The organism is Leptospira perdikensis (assembly GCF_004769575.1).
GTDB lineage: Bacteria > Spirochaetota > Leptospiria > Leptospirales > Leptospiraceae > Leptospira_A > Leptospira_A perdikensis.
Genome location: NZ_RQGA01000014.1, coordinates 459,357 through 482,902, shown reverse-complemented (window position 1 = coordinate 482,902; position 23,546 = coordinate 459,357). Strand labels below are relative to the sequence as shown.

Here is a 23,546-nt window from a genome sequence, read left to right as displayed (position 1 = left end):
AATTTTCACTTGTTTTCTGATTCTATTGACTAAGATGTTGGGATGAAAAAAAACATCCCTCTATTCCTGTTGTGGGCATTCGTCTCTTGTGCGAGTTTGCCCTACACAATTGAAGATCGTAAATTCGACAAAGCCAAACAAATGATCGAAGAAGGTGCTGATGTGAATCAAACATCTGACTGTTTTCATGCACTTACCATCGCCGCCATGGAAGGTGATGAAGGACTCGTAAAACTTTTATTGGATAAAGGGGCAAAGGTTGAAAATCGATCTAAAGAATGTGATTATACGGATCGAATTGGACCATTCAAAATGAAATTTCGTTGGGGTGCTCGAACAGCTCTTGACCGAGTGGCCAATGCAAAAATTGCAAAATTACTTTTGGCAAAAGGTGCTAACCCAAACATCGCGGGGTACCGTGAATATAGTTTTGGTCCAGATTATGATGCCGCCCTATGGAATGCCGCCCTATGGAATGCCGTCCGTATCGCTGATTTCGAATTGGTAAAGGTACTCGTTGAAGCGGGTGCCAATGTGAACGTATATAATAAATCTGGCAAAAATGCCATTTGGGAAATGGCTGAAGCTAGAAAATCCCAAGGAAAACCAGAATTCCTTTCTTACCTACAATCAAAGGGAATGAAGAAACTCGAAATTACCGATGTTAAAGCCAAATCAACGGATGGAAAAATTTTAACCAAATACAAACACATTGCTACAGGAGCAGTAACAGAAATGTCTGCGGATATTGCAAAAGGTGTGTATGAAAATCCTAAAAATTATTCAGCACTGACCCTAAATGCGGCTGATGGAGCTTACTACCATTATGCGGAATTTGTTTGGGCAGAAACAGGACAAAACCTATATGAATGGTATTTGCTCCGCCAAAAGAAAACGGGAACTTTGAAGTAAAAAGGTTACTAAAAAGTTTCTGAAAGTTTGATTTCTACTTTTGGTTTTTGTTCTGGCCTTAAGAAGGTTTGGCATTGTATCATTAGTAGAAATCGAATCAGATCTTTTGGTATTTCTTTGCTTGTTTTTTGTTTTCTGGATCGAGTTCAATGGCTTCGGGATGGAAAACGATATTCCAATACCGAACAATATAAGCCACAACTCCTGCCGTGAGTACAAAGAGTAAAACATAGGCAGAAATTACCGGATGGAGTAAAAAAGAATAAGGAGCACCGAACTCTAAAAAGTAAGGCAACGACATATACCAAATCACAGAGACCGCAACGATTCCCACTCCAAATTTACCCCACCAGTTGGGACGGCCTTGTAATCCCCGTTTTAAATACAGATACCCACCAAGCCAGACTCCAAGAATTTCTCGGATAAAATAGGTAATGAGGATCCAACTTGGAAAATCAAAATGAATGGTAACAACAAAGAGACCTCCGAGTGTCACAAGTTTATCGCAAACTGGATCTAAATATCTTCCGAGAGTTGTTTCTTGGTGGAGGAGGCGAGCGAAGAGTCCATCTAGATAATCACTGAAGACAGCTGCCAGTGCATAGAATATGGACGCAAATAATTCTTTTATGTTGGCCGGATCATTTGCATAAGTATAAGTGCTTTGAAAGAAAAAAGGTAATAACAATACCCGAGAGATAGAAAGGAAATTGGAAAGGGTAAAGATACGATCCTGGAAAAGGTCTTTGGCTTTTTTTTCTTCGATTTGCATAGAACCAATACCAGATTCTAAAAATTCTAACGAAAGGCAAGAAAACAAATGAAAACAGTGTTGACTCTCGGAGTCGATTCTATAGTTTGGTCTTTATTCCGATGGAGTTGTAGCTCAGTTGGTTAGAGTGCCTGCCTGTCACGCAGGATGTCGCGGGTTCGAGCCCCGTCAACTCCGCCATCGGTTTTTCCCCTCATTCAATATACTCTTCTTTTTCTTTCTTAAACAGAATCTGATTTTCTTCTTCTAATACTCTTGCCACTTGTACAATTTTACTTCTTGCTTCGTTAATCTCTCGTAAGGTGACTCGCGGTTTCATATCCAAGGCATCTAAAATATCTTCTGATCTATTTTGGCTCATGTTGTTTAGGAATTTTTTCCTGATTTCATCCCCGGCACCACGGATGGCAAGAGAGATGGCCGTATCATCAGCCAAACGATTGATGAGGATTCGCATTTCTTTGTTATCGAGAGAAAGGATGTCTTCAAAGGTATAGAGTTTTTCTCGGACTTGGTCGGCAACATCCGGGGAAGATTCTTCCAGTTCCGAAAGAATGGTTTCCTCAGCGCCTTTTTCCATAAAGTTCAAAATGTTCGCAAGAACGTGTGCTCCACCTGCTTCCGAATATTCTTGTTTGTCTCTTTCTTCGTATCGTTTTTTCAAAATCCGTGCAATGTTTTGGATCACATCGGGATGGGTTTTGGATGTGGTGGCGAGTCTTACGGCAATCTTTGCTTGTTCCGGTTTGGGAAAAAGTTTCAAAACATCGGCAGCCTTCTTGGGATCCAGGTGGGAGAGGGTCACCGCTATGATTTGTGGGGATTCGGTTCCAAGCATACCTTGCAGAACTCCTGGTTCCACTTGGTTTAGAAATTCAAAATCGTTTTTTGTTTCTTCTTTGTGGATTTTCTTTAGGATCACATTGGCTTTTTCAGCACCGACTGTATGTTCCAAAAGGGATTTGGCAGTCGAGAGGCCACCGGATGTGGTTTCGTTCAAATCTTCAATGGTATTATGAAATTCTTTGAGAATGACTTCCCTTTCTTCTTTGGAAATGGACCGAATTTTTGACATTTCCAGAATCACTGCTTCGAGCATGGAGTCGTCTAGGTGTTTCAGAACATCGGCAGCTCTTTCTTTGCCAAGGGATAAAAGGAGGAGGGCGGCTTTCCGTACGCCAGGAGTGGCGGATGTACTGTTCTCAGGCTTCATGTGACATAATTCTCCCGGTTTCCTGATACTGTCAAAAAAAACTTACCTAATGAGACAAAATTTTCTAAAGGTCTCATAAATTCGTACGATACCCTTTGTAAGTTACAAAGAGAAAGGAAAGCAAAACCAGATGGACAAAGCACACAAATTCAAAAACACACTCGAAAGATACATCCACTACCGTGGAATCGACATCGTTCTTCACCTCAAAGACGGACAAAGCATTGAACTCGATAAAAATCGCCAAATGATGGACGATGTAGTGATCGGGAACTTAGCCAATGGTGTGGTCCGCATTCCCATCGCCGACATCCAAAGTGCCGATTTTTTCGCCGCTTAAATCTAAGATCTCATAGATTCAAACAACACCCGCAATAAGACTCGGTCTTTCGAGAAGAGTCTTCAGGGTTTTTAAGAACTCGGCCCCTACGGCTCCATCAATCACTCGGTGGTCGCAAGAAAGGGTCAGAGACAAAACTCTTCCCGCAACCACAGTACCATTTTCCACAACCGGTTTTTCTTCTACGGAACCGACGGCAAGGATGGCGCTCTCCGGTTCATTGATGATGGCGGTGAATCGACTGATCCCATACATTCCTAAATTCGAAATCGTAAAAGTTCCATTAGAAAATTCTTCTGGTTTTAGCTTTCGTTCGCGGGCTCGTTTGGCAAGTTCCTTCACTTCTTTTGAAATCTCTAAAATAGATTTTGAATCTGCATTCCGTATAACTGGCGTTAAAAGACCTCCGTCCAGAGAAACAGCAATCCCAACATCCACTCGGCCAAATTCTAAAATAGAATCTCCTTGAAAACTAGCATTCACTTTGGGGTGGAGGCGGAGAGCCGCAGCAGTTGCTTTCACAATGATATCGTTTAAACTCACTTTCACTTGTAATTCGGGATCCAAGTGTTTTTGGAATTCCAAAAGATCGGCTCGGAAAGATTCCAAAACTTTCGCATTTACATCCACATTCAAATAAAAATGAGGTAGGTTCTGTTTCGATTCCGTCAGGCGTTTGGCAATGGTTTTACGCATTCCATTGAGAGTCACCACTGCATCGGAACGGGAAGGACCAACCGACGAGGAGCGGGATAGATTTCCTTTGTTTAATGTATCGAGTACATCGTTTTTCGTGATCCGACCTTCGGGTCCTGTTCCTATGACAGTGTGTAAGTCGATTCCATTTTCAATGGCAATGGACTTTGCCAAAGGGGAGGCAAGGACACGCAAACCACCTCGGTTTGACGAAACTCCTGTGACTGTTCCATTTTCTTTTGGAATTGGTGTCTGTGTGTGCGTTGTGACAGGAGTAATTTCTTTTCCCGAGTTTGTGGCAACGGGATCTAACTTTTGAGGTGGTGGACTTGGATTGTCTTTCGGAGGTGTTACTTCGGCAGTTGGGTTTTGTGTCGGAGTAGATTTTTGTGGAATTCCAGCCAAAAGAGAAGATACATCTTCACCCGGTTTCCCGATCACTGCTAATGCTTCGCCTACTTTTAGTTTGGCGCCTTCATTGTGTATGATTTTTAATATCACACCAGTTTCAAAGGCTTCCATTTCCATCACAGCTTTATCTGTTTCTACTTCTGCAATGATATCACCAGGAGAAACGGAATCTCCTTCCTTTTTTAACCATTTAACAATAGTTCCTTCTTCCATCGTAGGAGAAAGTTGAGTCATTTCTTGAATTTTTGCCATTTGCGGTTCTCCTACTGTAACATCTCTCGGATGGTATCGGCAACTCTTAAGGCATTGGGCAAACTCATTCGTTCTAAGTTTGCTGCGTAAGACATTGGTACGTCCATTTGTGTCACTCGTTCGACAGGATGATCAAGATAAGCGAAGGCATTTTTCTGGATGAGGTAAGCAATTTGTGCTCCAAATCCAGCCACAGGCCAACCTTCTTCTACAACCAAAGCACGGTTTGTTTTTTTGACTGACTCGTAAATTAGATTTTCATCTAACGGGCGTAAACTACGTAAGTCCACAATTTCCACAGAGATTCCTTCTTTTTCAAGGATAGTTGCCGCTTCTTCAGCAAAACTGAGAGCCCTGGACCATGTCACAAGTGTGATGTCTGTACCTTTGCGTTTGATTTCACCAAGTCCTAATGGAATGGTGTATTCTTGTTCCGGAACTTCTCCCTTGGAGCCGTATAACACTTCTGATTCGATAAATATCGTTGGGTTATTGTCTCTGATGGATGATTTGAGTAGGCCGTAAGCATCTTTCGGTGTGGCAGGACAAACCACTTTGAGTCCCGGACAATGGGCGTACCAAGATTCAAAGGCTTGCGAATGTTGGGCGCCGAGTCTTCCTCCCGCACCTCCAGCACCTCGAAAGACAATCGGCATTGGGAACTGACCCCCACTCATATAATTCATTTTAGCAGCAGAGTTAATGATTTGGTCGATTGCTACTAGGGAAAAATTCCAAGTCATAAATTCTATGATGGGTCGAAGGCCCACCATGGCCGAACCCACTCCAATCCCTGCAAATCCATTTTCAGATATGGGTGTGTCAATCACTCGTTCTTCTCCGAATTTATCGAGCATCCCTTGGGAAACTTTATACGCTCCTTGGTAATGTCCGACTTCTTCTCCCATCAGGTAGATCAATGGATCTTTTTCCATCTCTTCCACCATGGCTCGGTTGAGTGCCTCTCTATAAGTAAGGATTGCCATTTATTTATCCTCCGCATACACATACTTGTGTAGTTGAGAGAGTGGAGGTTCCGGTGAGGTCTCTGCATATTGATAAGCTTCATCAATTTGGGTTTGGATTTCTAAATCCATTTTATCTAATTCTTCTGTTGTAATTCCACCTAATTCTAGTTCGTGTCTCGCACGCATGAGAGGATCTTTCTTTTTGTAAGCTTCCAATTCTTCCTTGGTTCTGTATTTGGCAGGGTCAGACATGGAATGACCTCGAAACCGGTAGGTAGACACTTCAATCAGAGTAGGACCTTCTCCCCGACGTGCTCGTTCGACAGCTACTTGCACGTGGTCTCGAACCTTTCTCACTTCATCTCCTTCGATATGATCACGAGCGATATCATAAGCGTATGCTCGAACAGAAACATCTTTGACTGCAAGAGCTCGGTATTCCGGTGTTCCCATCGCATAATGGTTGTTCTCACAAATGAAAACGACTGGGAGTTTCCAAATGGCAGCTAGGTTTAAACCTTCGTGAAAGGAGCCGATATTGGCCGCACCTTCGCCAAAAAAACAAATGGTAACAGAATCTTCTTTTTTAAATTTAGAAGCAAAGGCAATCCCTGCAGCAAGAGAAATATGGCCTCCGACAATTCCATGCCCACCCATAAAGTGAGCATTACGATCAAAGAAGTGCATCGAACCGCCGTTACCTTTTGAGATACCTGTACCCTTACCAAATAACTCTGCCATAAGGGGTTTAGGGTTTAGGCCCCTTGCCAGTGCATGACCGTGGTCTCTATAAGTAGAAACAATATAGTCTTTAGGAGTCAGGGACGCGATTGAACCGACACCCACAGCCTCCTGACCGATGTACAAATGTAAAAACCCACCAATCTTTCCTACGCTATAGGCTTTGGCTGCGGCTTCCTCAAACTTTCGTATAAGTACCATTTGTCTGTAGAACTCTTTCAACTCGCTCACAGATTGTGAGTCTTTTGGGACAGAAGAAACCAACTAGAACCTCCAAAACGACTAAAAAACTACACTATTTAGACGCAGAAGGAAAGCAAAAATCTTGCTCTCAGAGGGTCTAGTATGAGACACTTTCCTTAGGATACTTATGAAAATTACGAATGCCGGTATCGAATTCTTAGAATTCAATGAATTTAGAAATTTTGCTGTTGATTATGATTTGTTAGGCTCTGTATCTCTCAGTGAACCCGTTGTTGGTAAGAACGGTAATATCCTTATCAAAGAAAAAGTTGCCATTAAGGAAAATATTTTAAAGAAGTTGGAAGGGATGGAAGGGAACTATATTCCATCTTTTAAACTAGCTATGTCCAAGGACTTGATGCGGATGCTTCGAATGGTTCTTTCAAAAGCAATCTTAAGTCGAATTGAAGATCGGTCCAATGAATTCATTTACCATTTATATGAACAAAATGCAGAGAGAATGGCGAGTCTCAAAGGCATCATTCAAAATTCTTTTTATTCGAAATCACTCGCATTGTCTTTTTTTAGAATTTTACTGAGTCATAAAGAATTTTTTAATCACTTAGCTGACTTTGGCCTTTTAAGTTTGGGATCGGTCATCCAAAAACAATACGGTTTTAAAATGGTGAATCGTTTTAGTTTCCTTGCTGGTCTTTGTGCTGATATTTCTGTATCCAAAGAAGGTTTTTACAAACAAAGTTTTTTCGGAGCTTCCTTAGCTTCGGCTGTTGGTCTTTCACTTGAAATCGCAAGAAAATTAAATCTTCCGGAAGAAGTCATTAGTGCAATCAACAATCATGGTTCTAATGGGTTCGAAATTCCGGGTGTTTCACCTGCAAATGTCAATGTAGATGATCTTCGGAAACACCAACTCAACCAAGATCTATTGACTGGTAGTGGGATGGAAGATGATGCCAGTGACGATGAAGAAGAAGCAGGTGAGTATGCTGATGATACAGCAGAAGTAACACTTGATTCTTTAAAAATTGCACGTTACATTATGGAAAACTTAAAAACAAGTACGGACAAAGAACATGTTTCCGAAAAACTCCTTGTTATGTTTACTTACAATGCAGAAAAGGGGCTCTTTCGTAAAGACCTTGCTGATCCTATGATCAGCAGATTCAAAGAATTTGATCAGGCCATCAAACGCATTCGAACCATTGCAGAAATAGAAAATAAATGTAAGTTTCAAACTTCAGCCTGGGCTTACCCCAAACCAAAATCGGCACAGATTCTTTGCCGTGATAAAAATTACCAATGCCCTTGGATTGTGAATGGTTGGGATTTGCGGATCATCTCTCCACAAGATCCTTTTGGTCATATTGGAATTTCTTTGGATGTAGGAACTTATCCCAAATGTGCTTTAGAAGAAGAACTACATGCAAAAATTAAATACACTGAATCTTAATTGGAGGAAAATTCCAAAGGAGAGACGGGTAGAAAAACAAAAACCAACCGAAACTCGGTTGGTTTTCTTTTTACAGTAAAAAGATGATTAGAAACCTGCTGGTTTTTTAATGTCTTTAGTTGCGTCTTTGATCGCGCCTGTTGCTGCTTTTTTAGCTTCTGCTTCAGCAGTTTTAACAGCTGCATCAACTTTTTTCTCTACTTCTGTAGTTACTTTTTTTGCTGCATCGTCAACAGATTCGATTTTTTCTTCAACAACTGGCTCTTCTTTTTTACAGAAAGCAAGTCCAGAAGCCATAGTTACACCAAGAATTAAAACGAGTAGTTTTTTATTCATTGAAAGTTTTCTCCTAAAATCTTTTAATTCTGCCAAAACTACTCGATTATGATTTCCATTGAAAGAAATTTCTGTATTTGTTTAGAAAATTATCCTTTGGGAATGAATGTAAGGAATTCTTCTACTTCCTTCTTACTACCAATAATGAGCGTTGTTCGTTCATGAAGGTCTTTCGGATTTAGATCGAGAATTCTTTCTCCCTTTACTGTTACCGCCATTCCTCCTGCTTGTTCCGCAATGTAAGCCATTGGGGCCGCCTCGTATAACAAGCGAAGTTTTCCGTTCGGGTATTTAGAAGATTTGGTATCGTTGGGATAGAGGAAGATCCCCCCTTTGAGTAGATTTCTATGGAAATCCGCAACAAGGGACCCAATGTAACGGGCCGTTTTTGGTTTTTTCCCACCTTCAATGGATTTGATCTTTTGTAAGTAAGCTTGCACTTCAGGAGACCAATAAGAAGCATTTCCTTCGTTCGCGGAATATATATCTCCTGAATCCGGCATTTTCATATCGGGATGAGACAATAAAAACTCTCCCACACTTGGATCTAAGGTAAAACCGGAAACACCCTTTCCTGTAGAAAGGACAAGCATGGTGGAAGACCCGTAAATGATATAACCGGCACAGCGTTGCAAATGACCTTGTTGGAGGAGGTCTCGTTCATCTCCCGGCTCTTTGGAGTTTGGTTCTAATCTTTGGTGGATGGAAAAAATGGTTCCAATGGATACGTTCGTATCAATATTCGAAGACCCGTCGAGTGGATCAATCGCCATAGTGTATTTCCCGATATTGTAGCCACCTGGAATGGGAATGATGTCTTCGTGTTCTTCACTGGCAAGGACACAGAGGTGACCGCAAATCTTAAGGGACTGGTTGAAAGCATTGTCTGCATATTGGTCCAGTTTCATTTGAGTTTCGCCTTGGACGTTGGTATCTTCTGTAGCACCAAGGATATCGTCCAGGAGTCCCGCTTTTCGTACTTCGCGACCTACGATTTTGGCCGCATAGACTAGGTGGCTGAGGAGGGCTGTAAATTCTCCGGAGGCGTGAGGGATTTTGAGTTGCTCTTCTAGGATGAATTGCGATAGAGAGATGAGTTTTTTTTGTTTCGGTGTTGCGTTCACAGGTTCCCCGAGTCGTTTTTACACCATTTTGGGGGCATAACGTCAGGAGCAATCCTTTCTCCTTTTGATTGCCTGATCCACTACCGATACTAAAACTAGAATCAGATGATAGATCCAACTCATGTAAGCACATCCCCCTCTATGCAAATGACAGATTACCATTCGAGGCGTCTCGGACTTGGATTTGCCAGTGTCGGTGCCCATCTGGGATGGGTGTATCTAGCCGGTGAAATTGTTTATGAATTTGGCCAAACCGAAAGAGAGGAATGGCTCCGTGGTCTTGTTGCAGATCAGATTGCTGAGTTAACCCGCAGTTTGGAATTTATGGAACCCAAATCTCTTGGCACTTTCTCCGAAAGGGGAATGGAATTAAAAATCAATATCATGCGCCTTCCGGAGGGAGAAGTTCCTGTTTTTGTTCTCGTGGTCCAAGAAGTAGAACCAGAACTTTCCGAACGAAATTGGGAGGATTTATCCAACCAAGTTTTGACATTTTGTGCCACAGGGATCTCCTTACGAGAAAAGAACCTTTTGGACTTTCAAACCATTACCGATCCCATCCGAAAGAAAATGGAAAGGTCTTTTTCGGGGGATATCCAATCGGGAGTCATTGCCTTTTTCCATCTCCAAGATCTGTCTCCTTTTTTCAAACCACTGGGTGTGGTCAAAAGCCAAGAAATCCTAAGGGAAGTGACAGCAACCTTACACAAAGAGACTCGGGATCACGAATTCAATTTCCAGTTAAACCCACGTTCTTACTTTCTGTTCTGTCCCGGAGAAACACTCGACGGAGCCAACCAACGATTTGGATCCCTTTACTTTCCGTCCAAACACTTGATTTTGGATTACAAACTGAAGATTTTCCCTATCGACAGAGAAATCCTGGCCGATGATTCTCTATTTTCCTCCATTTTCATTGAAAATTTCTGATTTGGTTTTCGGCTGAATTGACAAATCAGGGCGGTTTCCGATACCGTCAAAACTAGACCATTTTTACAAAAGGACAGTTGTTTGTCTATGACCCCACAAGTAGGGATTTATTTAAAAGAAGGGGAATCTATCGAGGCGGCGCTTCGTAGATTCAAAAGAGATTGTGCGAATGCTGGTATCATGAGCGAAATCAAACGTAGAGAATACTTTGAAAAACCAAGCGTTGTGAAAAAGAAAGCTGTAGAGGCTGCTCGACGCAAAAGAGACAAAAAGAAAAGACTATTCGCTAAAAAAGATAAACTTTAATCTTTAAGTCGGTTTCGAATGACCCTTCAAGAGACGATCAATACCGATCTAAAGACGGCGTTAAAGGCCAAGGATGAAACCGTCCTGGGTACTTTGCGTCTTTTGAAAGCGGAAATTCAATATGAATTAACCAAAACCGGCGCTTCCGAGCTGACGGATACTGCTGTGATGCAGATCCTCAAATCCAATTTTAAACGCAGAAAGGACACGGCTGTCGAATATGATAAAGCCAATCGTCCCGATCTATCTAGCAAAGAAATTCAGGAAGCCGAAGTCATCTCACGTTATATTCCAGAAGAAGTCTCCGATGAAGAAATCTCTCGAGCGGTGAATGAAGCCATCGGAGAATTGAATGCTAACGGAGCCCAGGATATGGGAAAGGTGATGGGTAAAGTTATGGCAAAATTTAAAGGACAAAATATAGACGGCTCCAAGGTATCCTCCCTCGCAAAACAAGCACTTAGCGCCCGTTAATACTAAATACTGTGAATCCTTACCAAAGTTTTAAAGAAAGAGTTCGCAGAGAAGTCTCCATTGACTCATATATCAATCGATTTGTTCCCTTACGTCGTATGGGTAGAAACCTTGTCGGCATTTGTCCTTTTCATAACGAAAAAACGCCATCATTCAATGTAAATGCGGAAGGTGGATTCTACCATTGTTTTGGTTGTAAGGCCTCTGGTGATTTGTTCCGGTTTGTGATGGACTACCAAAAGGTAGATTTTCTCAAATCTTTAGAAATCCTTTCTGACTATTCAGGCATTCCTCTTGTAGAAAGAACCAAAGAAGAGGAAGAGTCTGAACGTAAAAAAGAGGCTCTCTACCAAGTTTCTCAAAAAGCTTTGGAATACTTTCAAAGAAATTTAAATACCAGTGCTGGGGAAGTGGCTTTAAAGTATTTAGAATCACGTGGGATGTATGCAGAGGATTTAAAGGTATTTAAAATAGGATTTGGCCTTCCTGGATTTGGGAATTTACGTTCGGATTTGTTTAAAACAGAAGCTGAAGTTAAGTTAGGTGAACAGTTAGGTCTTCTTAAACGCCAAGACCAAAATAGAGATCCTTATGACTTTTTTAGAAGTCGCATTATGTTTCCGGTGATTGATACCAAGGGCCGAGTGATTGCTTTTTCTGGAAGGATTCTTGGTGAATCAGAAGAAGCCAAATACATCAATAGCCCGAACTCACTGATCTACGATAAAAGTCGTACGTTTTATAATTTAAATTTGGCCCAAGACAGCATTCGTAAAACAAGAGAGGCCGTTATCGTTGAAGGTGTGTTTGATGCTATTGGCCTTTTTCGTAAAGGGATAGAATTTGTCGTCGCTCCTCTTGGCACAGGGTTTACGGAAGGGCATGTTCGTATTTTAAAAAACATGGCGGACAAAGTGTACTTAATGATGGATTCTGATAAAGCAGGAACCAAAGGTGCCTTTCGTGCTGTGAATTTACTTTCAAAAGAAGGGGTTGCGGTAAAGGTCTGTCATATTCCAGAAGGAAAAGATCCTTTTGATTATTCTCTCCACCACAACAAACAGGAAATCCGCGACTTACTTGAAGCGGCAGCTCCTGCTTCCCAATTTATGATTCGTGAAATCCTAGGGGGGGCAGGTCCTTCTTCCTTGGCGGAGGAAAAACAGGCTGGTGTTAAAAAACTTTTTGAATTCCTAAAACCCATGGAAAAAGAAACAGACAAACAGGTCTATTTAGAAGAGGGGGCACGCCAGCTCGGGCTTTCATTTTCTTCCCTTTTTCAGGATTTTCGTGGCAAACCAGGTGTAACTTCGACCCCCTCTGCGGTCGATACTAAGAAGGAAAGAACACAGGCCAAACCCGGGAAAATCTCTCCTGTTTTGGTTTGTGAACGAAAGATGATCGCAATGCTCATTCAGAATTTGGAACTTTTTAGTTTCGCTGATGATTTGTTAGGCTTAGAATTTAGGGATGAGGTATCCGCCTTTCTTTGGGATTATTTATATACGAAGTATTTGCAGAATGAGAACCTCACAGCTGCAGAAATTCTTTCGAGGGAAGAAATTCCTTCGGAATACCTGGGAATGATTGCCGAACATTTTACGGCCGATGATTCGACAAGCCCAGGAACGTTTAAAGGGATGTTTCTTTACCATGCGGATTTGTTGGATGACGCAAGGATGGAAGAACTTGTCAAAGAAATGGCCAAACCTGACTTAACGATTGAAGAAAAGAACAATCTTTTGTCAGAACTTTCACTCTTAAAAAGTGAAAAAAATAAGAGATCCGTGTATCTCCGAACGATCCAAACGTTAGAAGTATAAAGAGGATAAAGGTAGAATGGAAAATCTAGCAAGCCTACCAGAAGTACAAAAGATCATCTCGATCGGTAAAGCAAATCGAGAGGTATCTTATGATGAAATCAATGAAATACTTCCGGATAAAATCTTAAATTCCGAAAAAATTGATGATGTCTTTACTTTGTTACACGAGATGGGGATCGAAATTGTAGAAGAGTATTCCAAAAAATCATTGGAAGAATCTAGTTCCCTCACAACCACAAAAGAAGAGTCTACAAAAGAAACTAAAGAGAAACCTGCACGTAAAAAAAGAGAGTCCAGTGTTTCCTCAAGTTCAGAAGACCCAATTCGCCTTTATTTAAAAGAAATTGGTAAAGTTTCTCTGATCTCAGGTGAAACAGAAGTTTTTCTTGCAAAACGAATAGAGAAGGGTGAAAAGATCATTGAAGAAACAATACTAAGTTCTTCAATTTTACGCCAAAACTTTGCAAAACTAATTCCGAAAATTAAGTCTAAAAAAATCAAAGTTTATGACTTGGTAAAAGTGGACAAAATGTACGCTCTCAATCAAGAGCAAGCGGACAAATTAGAAAAAGTATTTTTTGAAAATATGGAGCTCATCCAACAGGATGAAAAAGTTCTAAACGAATCCACTAACCGTATTCGTAAATATTCTGAAAATTCTAAGAAGTTCAAAGAACTCAAAGAAAAAATTGATTTATCCACTGGTAAAATTGACGAAGCCATTCGTAAAATTGGAGTTTCCCAAAAAGAAATCCAAAAGATCTCTCAAAAGATCAAGTCTATGGTATTTCGTGTTAAGGAAATCGAAAAACATTTCCTTAAAATCAAAGCCAAATATGGACATGATGTTCGTGAAATCAAAGCCCTCAACCGGTTCATCGAAAAGAATGAAAACTTAGATGAAATCGAAAAAATGATGGGTTGTGATATTGATGAAGTTAGAGAAGTCATCAAAGACATTCGCAACAACGAAAGAAAACTCCGTCGTATGGAACAGGAAGCGGGATCTCCTGTTGGTGAAATCAAAGACTGGGGTGAAAAAATCATCAAAGGCGAAAGAGAAATTGCACAAGCAAAACGAGAACTTGTGCGAGCAAACCTTCGTTTGGTGGTTTCCATTGCAAAACGATACGCTAACCGTGGAATGCATTTTTTCGACTTAATCCAAGAAGGAAATATTGGTCTCATTCGCGCGGTGGATAAGTTCGAATACAAAAAAGGTTATAAATTTTCTACTTACGCTACTTGGTGGATCAGACAAGCCATCACTCGTGCGATTTCTGACCAAGCAAGAACCATCCGCGTTCCTGTGCACATGATTGAACAGGTCAACAAAGTGATTCGGGAAACAAGATTGTTTGTCCAAGAGTTTGGTCGCGATCCTTCCAATGATGAAATTGCAGAAAGACTTGGTTGGCCGGTTCAGAAAGTAAAAGCGGTGAAAAACGTGGCTAGAGAACCGATTTCTCTCGAGATCCCAGTGGGCTCAGAAGAGGATTCGGAACTTGGTGATTTTATCGAAGATAAAGAAGTCATTTCACCACTGAACTCAGCTGCATCTTCTATCCTTTCTGAACAAATCCGTCAGGTTTTACAAACACTTCCGGCTCGTGAGCAAAAAGTCATTCGGATGCGATTCGGTTTGGATGACGGGTATGCTCAGACATTGGAAGAGGTGGGTTACCAGTTTAAGGTCACTCGGGAGCGGATTCGTCAAATTGAGGCAAAAGCGCTTCGTAGACTTCGCCACCCAAGCCGATCCAAAAAACTCAAAGATTATATCGATTAAGAGAATTTGTTTTTCGCTTGATCGTCCTTTCGTTCAGATTCATGGTTTGGGAATTCCATGGGTCTGAACCAATTCCATTCTACTTACCTTTTTCTTTCTCGCACCAAACGTTCTAGATATTTTTACCTTCTTATTTTCTCAATTGTTTTCAGTTTCCAATGTAAGGGATCAGAAAAACAATTCGACTACTTACGGACACAAAGTGTCGGACAAGTGAGTCCTGAAGAACCTTGGCGGTTCAGTCCCGAACTGGCTTTGGATAATAAAACCACCACTGCATTTTGTGCTAGTTCCAAAGAAGCCGGTTCTGGATTTACTTTGTATTTAAAATCGTATTCACAATTTTCCGCCTTGCAGATGTTTAACGGCTTTCATAAATCGAGTGTTGATTTAAAATCCAATGATGCGGTGAAAAAAATTCGAATCACTACATTTGATATGGAAACTGATGATTTAAAGTCAAAATTGAAAATGAATGAGACCGTTGATTTAGAATTAAACAAACCAAAGTTTGGAAAATCAGGGTTTCAAGTTTTGGATTTGGATTCTAAGTTTCAAGGTAATGTTGTCCGCTTGGAAATTTTAGAAACCTTCGGTTCTGGTTCCACTGGACGAGTTTGTATTTCAGAAGTTTCTTTTGGAGAACTAAAGGAAAAAAAATTTGTTTCTTATCCTTGGGTTTCATTTGATAAAATCAAACATACCATCGAACAATTTGGAAAAGCAGAAAAACATTTTTCTGGATTTCGGCAATTGATTCTAACAAATGAAAAGGGAACCATTTCTTTTTATGACCAAGGTACCATTCTTCCTGTGTTTTTTAAATCCGACCAAACTTTTAGTTTTTCGGAAATGTATGGAGAGGGCGATCCTATGGGATTTTTACCGTCCATTGTGGGAACATATACCATCCTCCAATCCTCAGAAGAAGGACTGGAACTCAATTTGAGTTATTACGACCAAGGTGGAATTGAACGAAATATATCTTGGGTATTCAAACGAGCCGAAGTAGGAGATGAAGACTATGAAAACTTCAAAACCAAACTAGGAACCCGATTTTCGGAAGTGTTTAATCCCAAAACACATTATTTGTTGGTCTTAAAAGAAAAAGAATCGGGAAGAACTTTTTATCATTATGAACTTCCGAAACCGAAATAATCACAAAGTATAGGTGGAGCAGTTCTCTTAATCCTGTATCTTTTTCTTTTAACCGATAACATCAAGTGATCGTTTTCTTTAAATCTTTGATATGACTAGTGAGTTCATTTAAGGAAGATTTTTTCTCCGTTTCCTTCCAACCGAGTTCTTTGGCGAGAGCATTTGCTACAGGAACTGCTAGAGCTTCAGCTAGTTTTAAATCTAAAAATACAACCCTTAGGCGCCTTGCGAGGACATCACTCACCGATAGAGCAAATTCTTTTTTCACAAAATGTTTGATCTCTTCTTGAAAGTAACCAGAACCTTTCTTTAATTCTTTTGGCTTTTTACCCAGAATGAAGGAAACTTCTCCACCATAGGCATCCACCAAACGAACGGCAGTTTCATAAGAGAGGTCATACATGGTTTGAATTTTGGCGACTAAATGTTTGGAATAGCCATCAGCACCGGGAAAAGCAAAACTCGCTGTGACCGATTTCATTTTAGATGGAAGGTTTCCTACAGAGATGAGTTTATCAGTTAAGTCTTCCGCCATCTTTCGAAAGGTTGACCATTTGCCACCTGACATGGTGACAAGACCAGAGTCGGAAACAAGAATGGCTTCCTCTCGGGATATAGACTTGGTATCTTTTTTGCCACTGGTTGAGATCAGAGGACGAAGGCCAGAAAAGACAGATTCAATATCTTCTTTCGTCAAGTGGGTGTCCAAATATTCGTTTCCTGTTTTCAGTAAAAACTCCACTTCGGATGCTAGTGGAAGAGGTTCTTCATCAATTTTTTGAATGGCTGTGTCGGTGGTTCCTAGAAGCACTTTTCCTTCCCAGGGGATCACAAAAACCACTCTTCCATCGGCAGTTTTCGGAATGATCATGGCTGTACGGCAAGGTAACTTTTGTTTGTCGAAGACCAGGTGGATTCCTTGACTTGGAGCAAGGACGGCTTCTGCTTTTGGATCGTCTAGTTTGCGAAGTGAGTCAATCCAAACTCCAGTGGTATTAGCAACCACTTTGGCTTTGACATTGATTTTCTTTTTTGTGATTAGATCTTTCGCAGTGACACCAATGATTTTACCATTTGTATCTTTTAAAAAAGAAATCACTTCCATTCGGGACAAAACATCGGCCCCATTTTCTTTCGCCGCACGGACAGCAGTGACATTCAAACGTGAGTCGTTGAACTGTGCGTCGTAGTAAGCAATGCCACCTTTTAAATTTTTCTTTTTCAGAGAGGCAAAATAATCCAATGCTGTATCTTTTGAGATTCTTTCGTGACCTGGAACGATCGATTTTCCAGCAAGGAGATCGTACATTGTGAGTCCAATTGAATAAAACGGTTTTTCCCACCAAACAAAAGTCGGTAAAACAAATTGGAGGGGTTTTACCAAATGGGGTGCATTTTGTAAAAGGCGTTTTCTTTCCGAGAGCGCTTCATAAATCAATTTGAAATGGAACTGGGCAAGGTAACGAACCCCCCCATGTATGAGTTTTGTGGAACGAGAGCTGGTTCCCGATGAAAAGTCTTGTTTTTCAAGGAGGGCGACTTTGTACCCACGTAAACTGGCATCCAGAGCAGTGCCGGAACCAGTGGCCCCACCGCCGAGGATTAAGACATCATAGTCCGTTGATTCTAATTGTTTTAGCGTTTGTTTTCTTTCATCTAAATGATTCATAAGGATTTTTACGTACTTTGGTGGTTGCCTATAGAGATTCTAAGGTTAGTGTTGTCAAAAGTCACCATTTCGACCATCGAAAATTTTTGCATTTGTTATGAAAACTGAAAGAGAATTGAACCAAGAATTAGATACCATCCGCCGCGGAACTGTCGAGATCATCAGCGAGGCAGAGCTTTTAGAAAAGATAAAATCCAAACCTTCCCTTACCATCAAAGCAGGTTTTGATCCTACAGCTCCTGATTTACATTTAGGGCATTTTGTTTTACTTCGAAAACTCAAACACTTTCAAGATTTAGGACATGAAGTTTGTTTTATGCTTGGTGATTTTACGGCGATGATTGGTGACCCCACAGGAAAATCGGAAACAAGAAAACGCCTTTCGAAAGAAGAGGTTTTGGAAAATTCCAAAACCTATCAAACCCAAGTTTTTAAAATCTTAGACCCTAAAAAAACAAAAATTCTTTATAACTCTCATTGGTGTTCTGAAATGAAGTTCGAAGATGTTTTGGTTTTAACATCTAAATACACAGTGTCTCGTATGTTAGAAAGAGATGACTTCACCAAACGTCATAAAGCTGGAACACCAATCTCCATGATTGAGTTTTTATATCCCTTAGTGCAGGGATATGATTCGGTTGCTATGAAAGCAGACGTAGAACTTGGAGGAACAGATCAAAAGTTTAACATGTTAGTTGGTCGCGACTTACAGAGAGAATACGGACAAAAACCACAATCAGTTGTGACCTTACCTCTGCTTGTAGGTCTTGATGGTGTTAAAAAAATGTCCAAGTCTCTTGGTAACTATGTCGGTGTGACTGAAAAACCAATTGATATGTACGGAAAAATCATGTCTATCTCTGACGATCTGATGTGGAATTATTTTGAACTTTTGACTGACCTTCCGTTATCGGAAGTGGAAAAACGAAAGGCAGGGATTACTTCTAAATCACTTCATCCCAAAGAAGTCAAAACGGAACTCGCTCTCCTCGTTATGGATCAACTCCATCCAGAGGAAGAAAACCGAAGGGCAGTCGAAGAGTGGACGTCCATTCACAATACCAAAAACAGAGCCTTACCCGATGAGATTCCGACGGAAACTCTCGACCCGACTTATTTTGCAGAAAAACCCCCACTTCTTGTCTATGTATTGTCCCAACTGAAATTCATTCCGAGTGTGTCGGAAGGGCGTCGGCTCATCCAGGCTGGTGGTTTGTATTTGGATGAAGAAAAAATCACTGATGCAAGCTTATCTTTGGAGCCAGGAAAAGAATACCTGATCCGCCAGGGAAAGAAGGGAAAATTTTTAAAGATAATGACTTAAAGAGGATCACCAGCCGTTTTAGAACGGTTGTGTCAGATCCGATAATCGAGAGTAAGGAAACCTATACCCACATGTCCCTCGACCCGACAAATGAAGAAAAGGAAATTCAAGATATTGTTCATGAACTTTCCCAGGACATCGAGAAGGACCGGTTATTTGCAAAAAAACTTCGTAAGTTCGCTCTGATTTCTGCTCTCTCTTTTGCCGGAATTACCGTTCTTGTCCTTTGCGGGTATTTGCTTTATTTGAGTCTTAGTGTCACTAAACTCGAAACAGAAGTAAAAGAAAAAGAAAAGAACCTTCGCGAACTCGAACAATCTCTTTTTTCTCTGATGTACCAAGAACAACTCCGTGAAGAAAAAGCACTCGAAGGAGATGCCGAACCCGATGCGGAACTTGCCAAACAAGTGGAAGAAAATGTTCAGTTCCTAAAAGAGGTGAGTCAAAATACAAAGGGTCGCAATGTCCTTCGAGGAAATGAATCCCAAAAAGAAATTGCACTTACCTTTGATTTGGCTACAGGCGAAGAACTTCCCGTTTTATATAATTATATCAAAGAACATAAAATCAAAGTTACCCTCTTTCTTTCGAATGAAAGGCCTTCCGATATCAATGGTTCTTTTTTTCTTCGTCAAAATTTAGATTATATTAAAAAAATGGCAAAAACGGGATCGGTAGAATTTGGAAACCATACCTGGTCCCATTTTAACTACCAAAGATCAGTCACTGAGACTTCTCTTAAAAAAAGAATGGTTCTCGATTACCTTTCTAAATCTGTTCTTGATTTACCGCGGATGGCGGAAGAACTAAAACGAGTAGAAGATACCTTTCATTCCCTCACCAAGCAAGAGTTAAAGAAGTATTACCGTTTGCCTTACGGTGCACTTAGCCAACTGATTTTAGATGCTCATGCTAGTTTGGGTTACTCGGATCATATTATGTGGTCGAATAATTCTAAGGGGTCACTCGACCTACCTGATTATATTAGCAAACAATTCCTTTATAAGAAAACATCCAAAGGGAAAAAGGAAGTGGTTCGTAATCCTCATTACAAAACTGGCGAAGAAACTCTGACTTTTTTGGATAACTGGGAGAAGGCCGATCCAAATGGAATGAACGGTGCCATCATCTTAATGCATTTGGGCGGACCTAGAAAATTTGATAAATTGATTTATATACTTCCTACATTCATCGAACGGATGAAGGAGAAAGGATATAAATTTGTTACTCTATCTGAAGTTTTAAATGATAAAAAAGATTAACTCCCGTTATCTTTTTTATCGGAAACCAGATTTATCTTTCAATAATCATAATCTCTATTCTTTTTACTCAAAACAACCGTAAAGTTTGATTCAATACGGTTGTTTTGGTTTCTGTTTCCCATTTTTAGACAAATTTTGTTTTTCTTTTTTGGTATTTCCCAACCATCCAATCTTTGAATAGATAGAGGTTGAGATAGAAAACAGGTACCATAATCAGAGTGATGAAAGTAGCAAAGGCAAGTCCCCAACCAAAAGCAAGTGCCATGGGAACAAGAAAAGGATCTTTTCCACCAATTCCATAGGCAGTGGGAAGCAGTCCAAGCACTGTTGTTACCGTTGTTAATATTACAGCTCTTAGGCGGATACTCCCTGCTTCAACCAAAAGATCAAAAGTCGATTTACTTGGATCTTCCAGGCGGAGTTGGTTCGCACAATCCACAAGGACAATGGAGTCGTTTACGACTACCCCCGCAAGTCCGATGATCCCAAGAAAAGCGAGAAATGAAAATGGTTGGCCATGGAGTAAAAATGCAAAAATCACTCCAATGACTGCAAAAGGAATGGCACTCATCACAATCAGAGGTTGTGCCAGAGAGCGGAATAGGGAAGCAAGAATCATATAGATGATGAGAAGGCCTACAAGGAAAGCTCGTCCAAGAGAAGCCATCGATTCTTCTGTATCCTTATTTTCTCCTGAGAACCGAACCGAATAACCTGGGTATTTAGCTATAATTCCTTCTGTTAGTTTTTTTGCTTCTAAATTCACCTGTCTCGAAGTAGAAACTGTTTCATCAATATTGGAAGTAACTGTAAGTAGTCTTTTCCCATCCAAGTGATTGATGGAAGCTCTTCCAGGATTTCTGTCATAACTTGTTAATCTAGAAACTGGGATTAAGTTTCCTGTAAGGTTGTTTACATAAACTTTATTTAAATGGGCGAGGGAAGATCTATATTCTTCTGGAAAACGGACTCGCACATCAACTTCTTCGTCAGCTCTTTTGATTTTAGTAGAAACGGTTCCTTGTAGGGCAGTGTTTATGGCAAGAGATACTGATTGGACACTGACTCCCGCTAAAGAAGCAAGAGTTTCATCTACAGAAACTCGAATTTCATCTTTCCCTTCATTAAAATCGTCACCGATATCGGTCACTCCATTGATTTTAGCAAGTGCTGCTTTGAACTCACCACCAATTTTGAGTAAGGTGGCAAAATCATCTCCTTTGATTTCTATCGCTACCGGTTTTCCCACAGGGGGCCCCCCAGCCAACTTTTCAAATTCGAGGTTTACCAACTTTCCTTTTAAAGGAAGAAATTCTTTGGGTGTATCAGTTATAGGATGAGTTAACTCTTCTTCATGGCCTTGGTTTTCTTTCGCAAGTTTTTCTTCCAAAAGAAGGAGGGCCTTTTCATTTAACATAAATTTGGTATTTTCACGAACCACTTCGATGATCTTCTCTGTAGACCTTTCTCGATTGTCATCGGGAGTTAGATAAACCATGACCTGAGCGTAATTTTTTCCCCTTTTGGTGAATGGGTCATTTGGATCTTTTTGGATGATACCAACGCGTGATATATAATTTTCTACTTCTCCTTCAGGCAGTTTGCCTACCGCATCTTCAATGGCTCGAATGAAACGATCCGTTTCTTCTAACTTAAGACCTGTTTCCGCTGTGACCCGTACTTGGAAGGTTTCGATGGCACCCGGAAACAGTTTGAACTTTCCAAATTTTATTTGGATGGCGAGGGAAAAAACAAAAAGACCCATAAGTAGGCCGACCATCTTCCAACGGTTCTTCAAGGCAAAACTAAGGAATGGAAGGTAAGTTTTTTCTTTGAATTTAATAAACCAATGGGATTCTTCTTTCACTTCACCCTTCATATCGGTGGCTTTACTCACATCATATAAGTGAGAAGGTAACATAAAGAAGGCTTCAAATAGAGAACTACATAAAGAAAGAATGACCACAAGAGGAATGGAATGAATGAATTTCCCAAAAATCCCTGTCATAAAAAGCATTGGACCAAAGGCAGCAATGGTTGTTGTGACCGTCGCTGAAACTGGTGCTAAAACTTCACTTGTTCCTCGCATTGCCGCTTCAAACGGTTCTTCCCCCATTTCCAAATGGCGGTAAACGTTTTCACAAATGATGATGGCATCATCGACTAAAATCCCAACCACAATGATAAGACCCATCATTGAAATTAAATTTAAGGTTAGCCCCATATAGTTCATCGCAACAAAGGTCATAGCGATGGAGATCGGAATTCCAAGGGCAGTCATGAGGGCCATCCGCCATCCGAGAAAAACAAAAAGAGAAGCTGTTACAAGAAAAAGTCCTGAAACTGCATTGGAAGTTAAAACCCCAAGGCGACGACGAATGTATTTGGAGAGGTCATTGACAAAGGCGTGTTTGACGGTCCCACCACTAGATTTGATGAATTCTTCAACTACCAGTTTGGAATCATCCACGACACTGATTGCGTCTGCTTTTTCTCGTTTGATGACTGTTAATGCAATGGCAATGTCCCCATTCGATTTGTCTAAATAATCAGAGTCTTCAAATCCTTCGGTAACATGAGCCACATCCCGAATTCGTACAGAACGTCCGGCATCATTGGAACGAACAAATACGTTGGCAATTTCCTCTGCCGTATCAAATTCACCTACAGTACGAACAATGATTTCCCTAGTTCTTTCATTGATATTTCCCCCAGGGAAATTGATGTTTCGTAGTCGTAGTGCATTGATAACTTGGGTTGAAGATAAAGAGAGGGCTCTCAGTTTATCCGGATCTAAATCCACCTTCATCTCTCGTTCACGCCATCCACGTTTGGTGATCCGTGCTACCGTCGGAAGGTCTTTTAGTTTTTCTTCCAAGATTTTTGCTTGGTCACGAAGTTCTTTTGCATTTAACAGAGGTTTGTTATCTTTAGTTGCCGAAGTTAAATGGATTTCGATTACAGGTTGTCTTGCTGTTGTGATTTCAGTGACAATGGGGTCTTCCACTTCTTCAGGTAAATCTTGGATCCGATCAATGGCTGATTTTAAGTCATCGACTACTTTTTGAGTGTTTTTAGTATTCGGATCGATTGTAATGATGATCCCTGATCTATTTTCAAGGGATGCAGAACGAAACTCTTTGATTCCATCCACTTCTTTGATTGCGTCTTCTAAAGGTTTGGTAACCAATTTTTCTACATCTGCAGGAGCTGCACCTGGATAGACAGAAGTCACACTCACAATATCAAAATTGATATTGGGAAAGGCTTCGCGGTTCATCGTTGCGGCAGTGAATCCACCCACAAGGAGAATGAGAAAGGTTAGAAGGTTTACGAATAAACTCTTCGATAGAAAGTATTGAACTATGGATGATCCCATATGGCTTCCTTAA

Annotated in this window: 20 protein-coding genes and 1 tRNA gene; 12 read left to right on the top strand and 9 right to left on the bottom strand. The window is 40.7% G+C overall.

The annotated features are described in order from the left end of the window. Positions 1–42: 42 nt before the first annotated feature. Positions 43–912, top strand: a complete 870-nt coding sequence (locus EHQ49_RS15070) for an ankyrin repeat domain-containing protein (RefSeq protein WP_135580464.1) — start codon at positions 43–45, stop codon at positions 910–912. A gap of 97 nt (positions 913–1,009) precedes the next feature. On the opposite strand, the gene EHQ49_RS15065 is transcribed toward EHQ49_RS15070, so the two are convergent. Continuing rightward, complete coding sequence (locus EHQ49_RS15065) at positions 1,010–1,684, bottom strand: CDP-alcohol phosphatidyltransferase family protein (RefSeq protein ID WP_135580463.1); 675 nt, start codon at positions 1,682–1,684, stop codon at positions 1,010–1,012. Between the two features lie 103 nt (positions 1,685–1,787). Between EHQ49_RS15065 and EHQ49_RS15060 the strand changes: the two genes are divergently transcribed. After that, a tRNA-Asp gene (locus EHQ49_RS15060) sits at positions 1,788–1,864 on the top strand. Between the two features lie 13 nt (positions 1,865–1,877). Here EHQ49_RS15060 and fliG read toward each other — a convergent pair. Beyond that, entirely contained in the window at positions 1,878–2,897 is a 1,020-nt protein-coding gene (gene fliG / locus EHQ49_RS15055) for a flagellar motor switch protein FliG (protein ID WP_004788610.1), read from the bottom strand. A gap of 130 nt (positions 2,898–3,027) precedes the next feature. Between fliG and EHQ49_RS15050 the strand changes: the two genes are divergently transcribed. Beyond that, complete coding sequence (locus EHQ49_RS15050; RefSeq protein ID WP_002973897.1) at positions 3,028–3,237, top strand: hypothetical protein; 210 nt, start codon at positions 3,028–3,030, stop codon at positions 3,235–3,237. 18 nt (positions 3,238–3,255) lie between these two features. Here the strand turns inward: EHQ49_RS15050 and EHQ49_RS15045 are convergent, their stop codons facing one another. Genes EHQ49_RS15045 through pdhA form a run of 3 tightly spaced genes read right to left on the bottom strand, consistent with a single transcriptional unit; the run spans position 3,256 to position 6,569 of the window. Beyond that, positions 3,256–4,596: a pyruvate dehydrogenase complex dihydrolipoamide acetyltransferase gene (locus EHQ49_RS15045; RefSeq protein ID WP_135580462.1), complete on the bottom strand. Its 1,341-nt coding sequence runs from the start codon at positions 4,594–4,596 to the stop codon at positions 3,256–3,258. 11 nt (positions 4,597–4,607) lie between these two features. Further along, positions 4,608–5,582 carry a pyruvate dehydrogenase complex E1 component subunit beta gene (locus EHQ49_RS15040; protein ID WP_135580461.1) on the bottom strand — a complete coding sequence of 325 codons (975 nt, stop codon included), beginning with the start codon at positions 5,580–5,582 and terminating at the stop codon, positions 4,608–4,610. Continuing rightward, a complete protein-coding gene (pdhA, locus tag EHQ49_RS15035; RefSeq protein WP_135580460.1) occupies positions 5,583–6,569 on the bottom strand; it encodes a pyruvate dehydrogenase (acetyl-transferring) E1 component subunit alpha in 987 nt (328 codons plus the stop codon). A 106-nt stretch (positions 6,570–6,675) separates the two neighbouring features. Between pdhA and EHQ49_RS15030 the strand changes: the two genes are divergently transcribed. Then, the gene (locus tag EHQ49_RS15030; protein ID WP_135580459.1) at positions 6,676–7,959 is read left to right on the top strand and encodes a hypothetical protein; all 1,284 of its coding nucleotides are present in this window, start codon (positions 6,676–6,678) and stop codon (positions 7,957–7,959) included. 87 nt (positions 7,960–8,046) lie between these two features. Here the strand turns inward: EHQ49_RS15030 and EHQ49_RS15025 are convergent, their stop codons facing one another. Continuing rightward, a complete protein-coding gene (locus tag EHQ49_RS15025) occupies positions 8,047–8,331 on the bottom strand; it encodes a hypothetical protein (RefSeq protein WP_244241505.1) in 285 nt (94 codons plus the stop codon). Between the two features lie 53 nt (positions 8,332–8,384). After that, positions 8,385–9,419, bottom strand: a complete 1,035-nt coding sequence (gene fbp / locus EHQ49_RS15020) for a class 1 fructose-bisphosphatase (protein WP_135580458.1) — start codon at positions 9,417–9,419, stop codon at positions 8,385–8,387. Positions 9,420–9,524: 105 nt separating this feature from the next. Between fbp and EHQ49_RS15015 the strand changes: the two genes are divergently transcribed. The 6 genes from EHQ49_RS15015 to EHQ49_RS14990 all read left to right on the top strand — a co-directional run bounded on the left by EHQ49_RS15015 (position 9,525) and on the right by EHQ49_RS14990 (position 15,899). Then, on the top strand, positions 9,525–10,349 hold the full coding sequence (locus EHQ49_RS15015) for a hypothetical protein (protein ID WP_167483013.1): 825 nt from the start codon (positions 9,525–9,527) through the stop codon (positions 10,347–10,349). 87 nt (positions 10,350–10,436) lie between these two features. Further along, positions 10,437–10,655 (top strand): 30S ribosomal protein S21, encoded by a 219-nt coding sequence (rpsU, locus tag EHQ49_RS15010; RefSeq protein WP_109019595.1) that lies wholly within the window; start codon positions 10,437–10,439, stop codon positions 10,653–10,655. Positions 10,656–10,673: 18 nt separating this feature from the next. Beyond that, entirely contained in the window at positions 10,674–11,129 is a 456-nt protein-coding gene (locus EHQ49_RS15005; protein ID WP_135580457.1) for a GatB/YqeY domain-containing protein, read from the top strand. 11 nt (positions 11,130–11,140) lie between these two features. Next, positions 11,141–12,952 (top strand): DNA primase, encoded by a 1,812-nt coding sequence (gene dnaG, locus EHQ49_RS15000; protein WP_135580456.1) that lies wholly within the window; start codon positions 11,141–11,143, stop codon positions 12,950–12,952. A 16-nt stretch (positions 12,953–12,968) separates the two neighbouring features. Continuing rightward, entirely contained in the window at positions 12,969–14,741 is a 1,773-nt protein-coding gene (gene rpoD, locus EHQ49_RS14995) for an RNA polymerase sigma factor RpoD (RefSeq protein ID WP_100742789.1), read from the top strand. A 57-nt stretch (positions 14,742–14,798) separates the two neighbouring features. Then, entirely contained in the window at positions 14,799–15,899 is a 1,101-nt protein-coding gene (locus EHQ49_RS14990; protein WP_135580455.1) for an NADase-type glycan-binding domain-containing protein, read from the top strand. A gap of 61 nt (positions 15,900–15,960) precedes the next feature. Here EHQ49_RS14990 and EHQ49_RS14985 read toward each other — a convergent pair whose 3' ends face one another. After that, positions 15,961–17,568 carry a glycerol-3-phosphate dehydrogenase/oxidase gene (locus EHQ49_RS14985; RefSeq protein ID WP_135580454.1) on the bottom strand — a complete coding sequence of 536 codons (1,608 nt, stop codon included), beginning with the start codon at positions 17,566–17,568 and terminating at the stop codon, positions 15,961–15,963. Between the two features lie 97 nt (positions 17,569–17,665). Between EHQ49_RS14985 and tyrS the strand changes: the two genes are divergently transcribed. Both tyrS and EHQ49_RS14975 read left to right on the top strand, forming a co-directional pair. After that, positions 17,666–18,892: a tyrosine--tRNA ligase gene (tyrS, locus tag EHQ49_RS14980; RefSeq protein ID WP_135580453.1), complete on the top strand. Its 1,227-nt coding sequence runs from the start codon at positions 17,666–17,668 to the stop codon at positions 18,890–18,892. Positions 18,893–18,963: 71 nt separating this feature from the next. Beyond that, the gene (locus tag EHQ49_RS14975) at positions 18,964–20,154 is read left to right on the top strand and encodes a polysaccharide deacetylase family protein (RefSeq protein WP_135580452.1); all 1,191 of its coding nucleotides are present in this window, start codon (positions 18,964–18,966) and stop codon (positions 20,152–20,154) included. Positions 20,155–20,278: 124 nt separating this feature from the next. Here the strand turns inward: EHQ49_RS14975 and EHQ49_RS14970 are convergent, their stop codons facing one another. Continuing rightward, entirely contained in the window at positions 20,279–23,533 is a 3,255-nt protein-coding gene (locus tag EHQ49_RS14970) for an efflux RND transporter permease subunit (RefSeq protein ID WP_135580451.1), read from the bottom strand. Positions 23,534–23,546 lie beyond the last annotated feature (13 nt).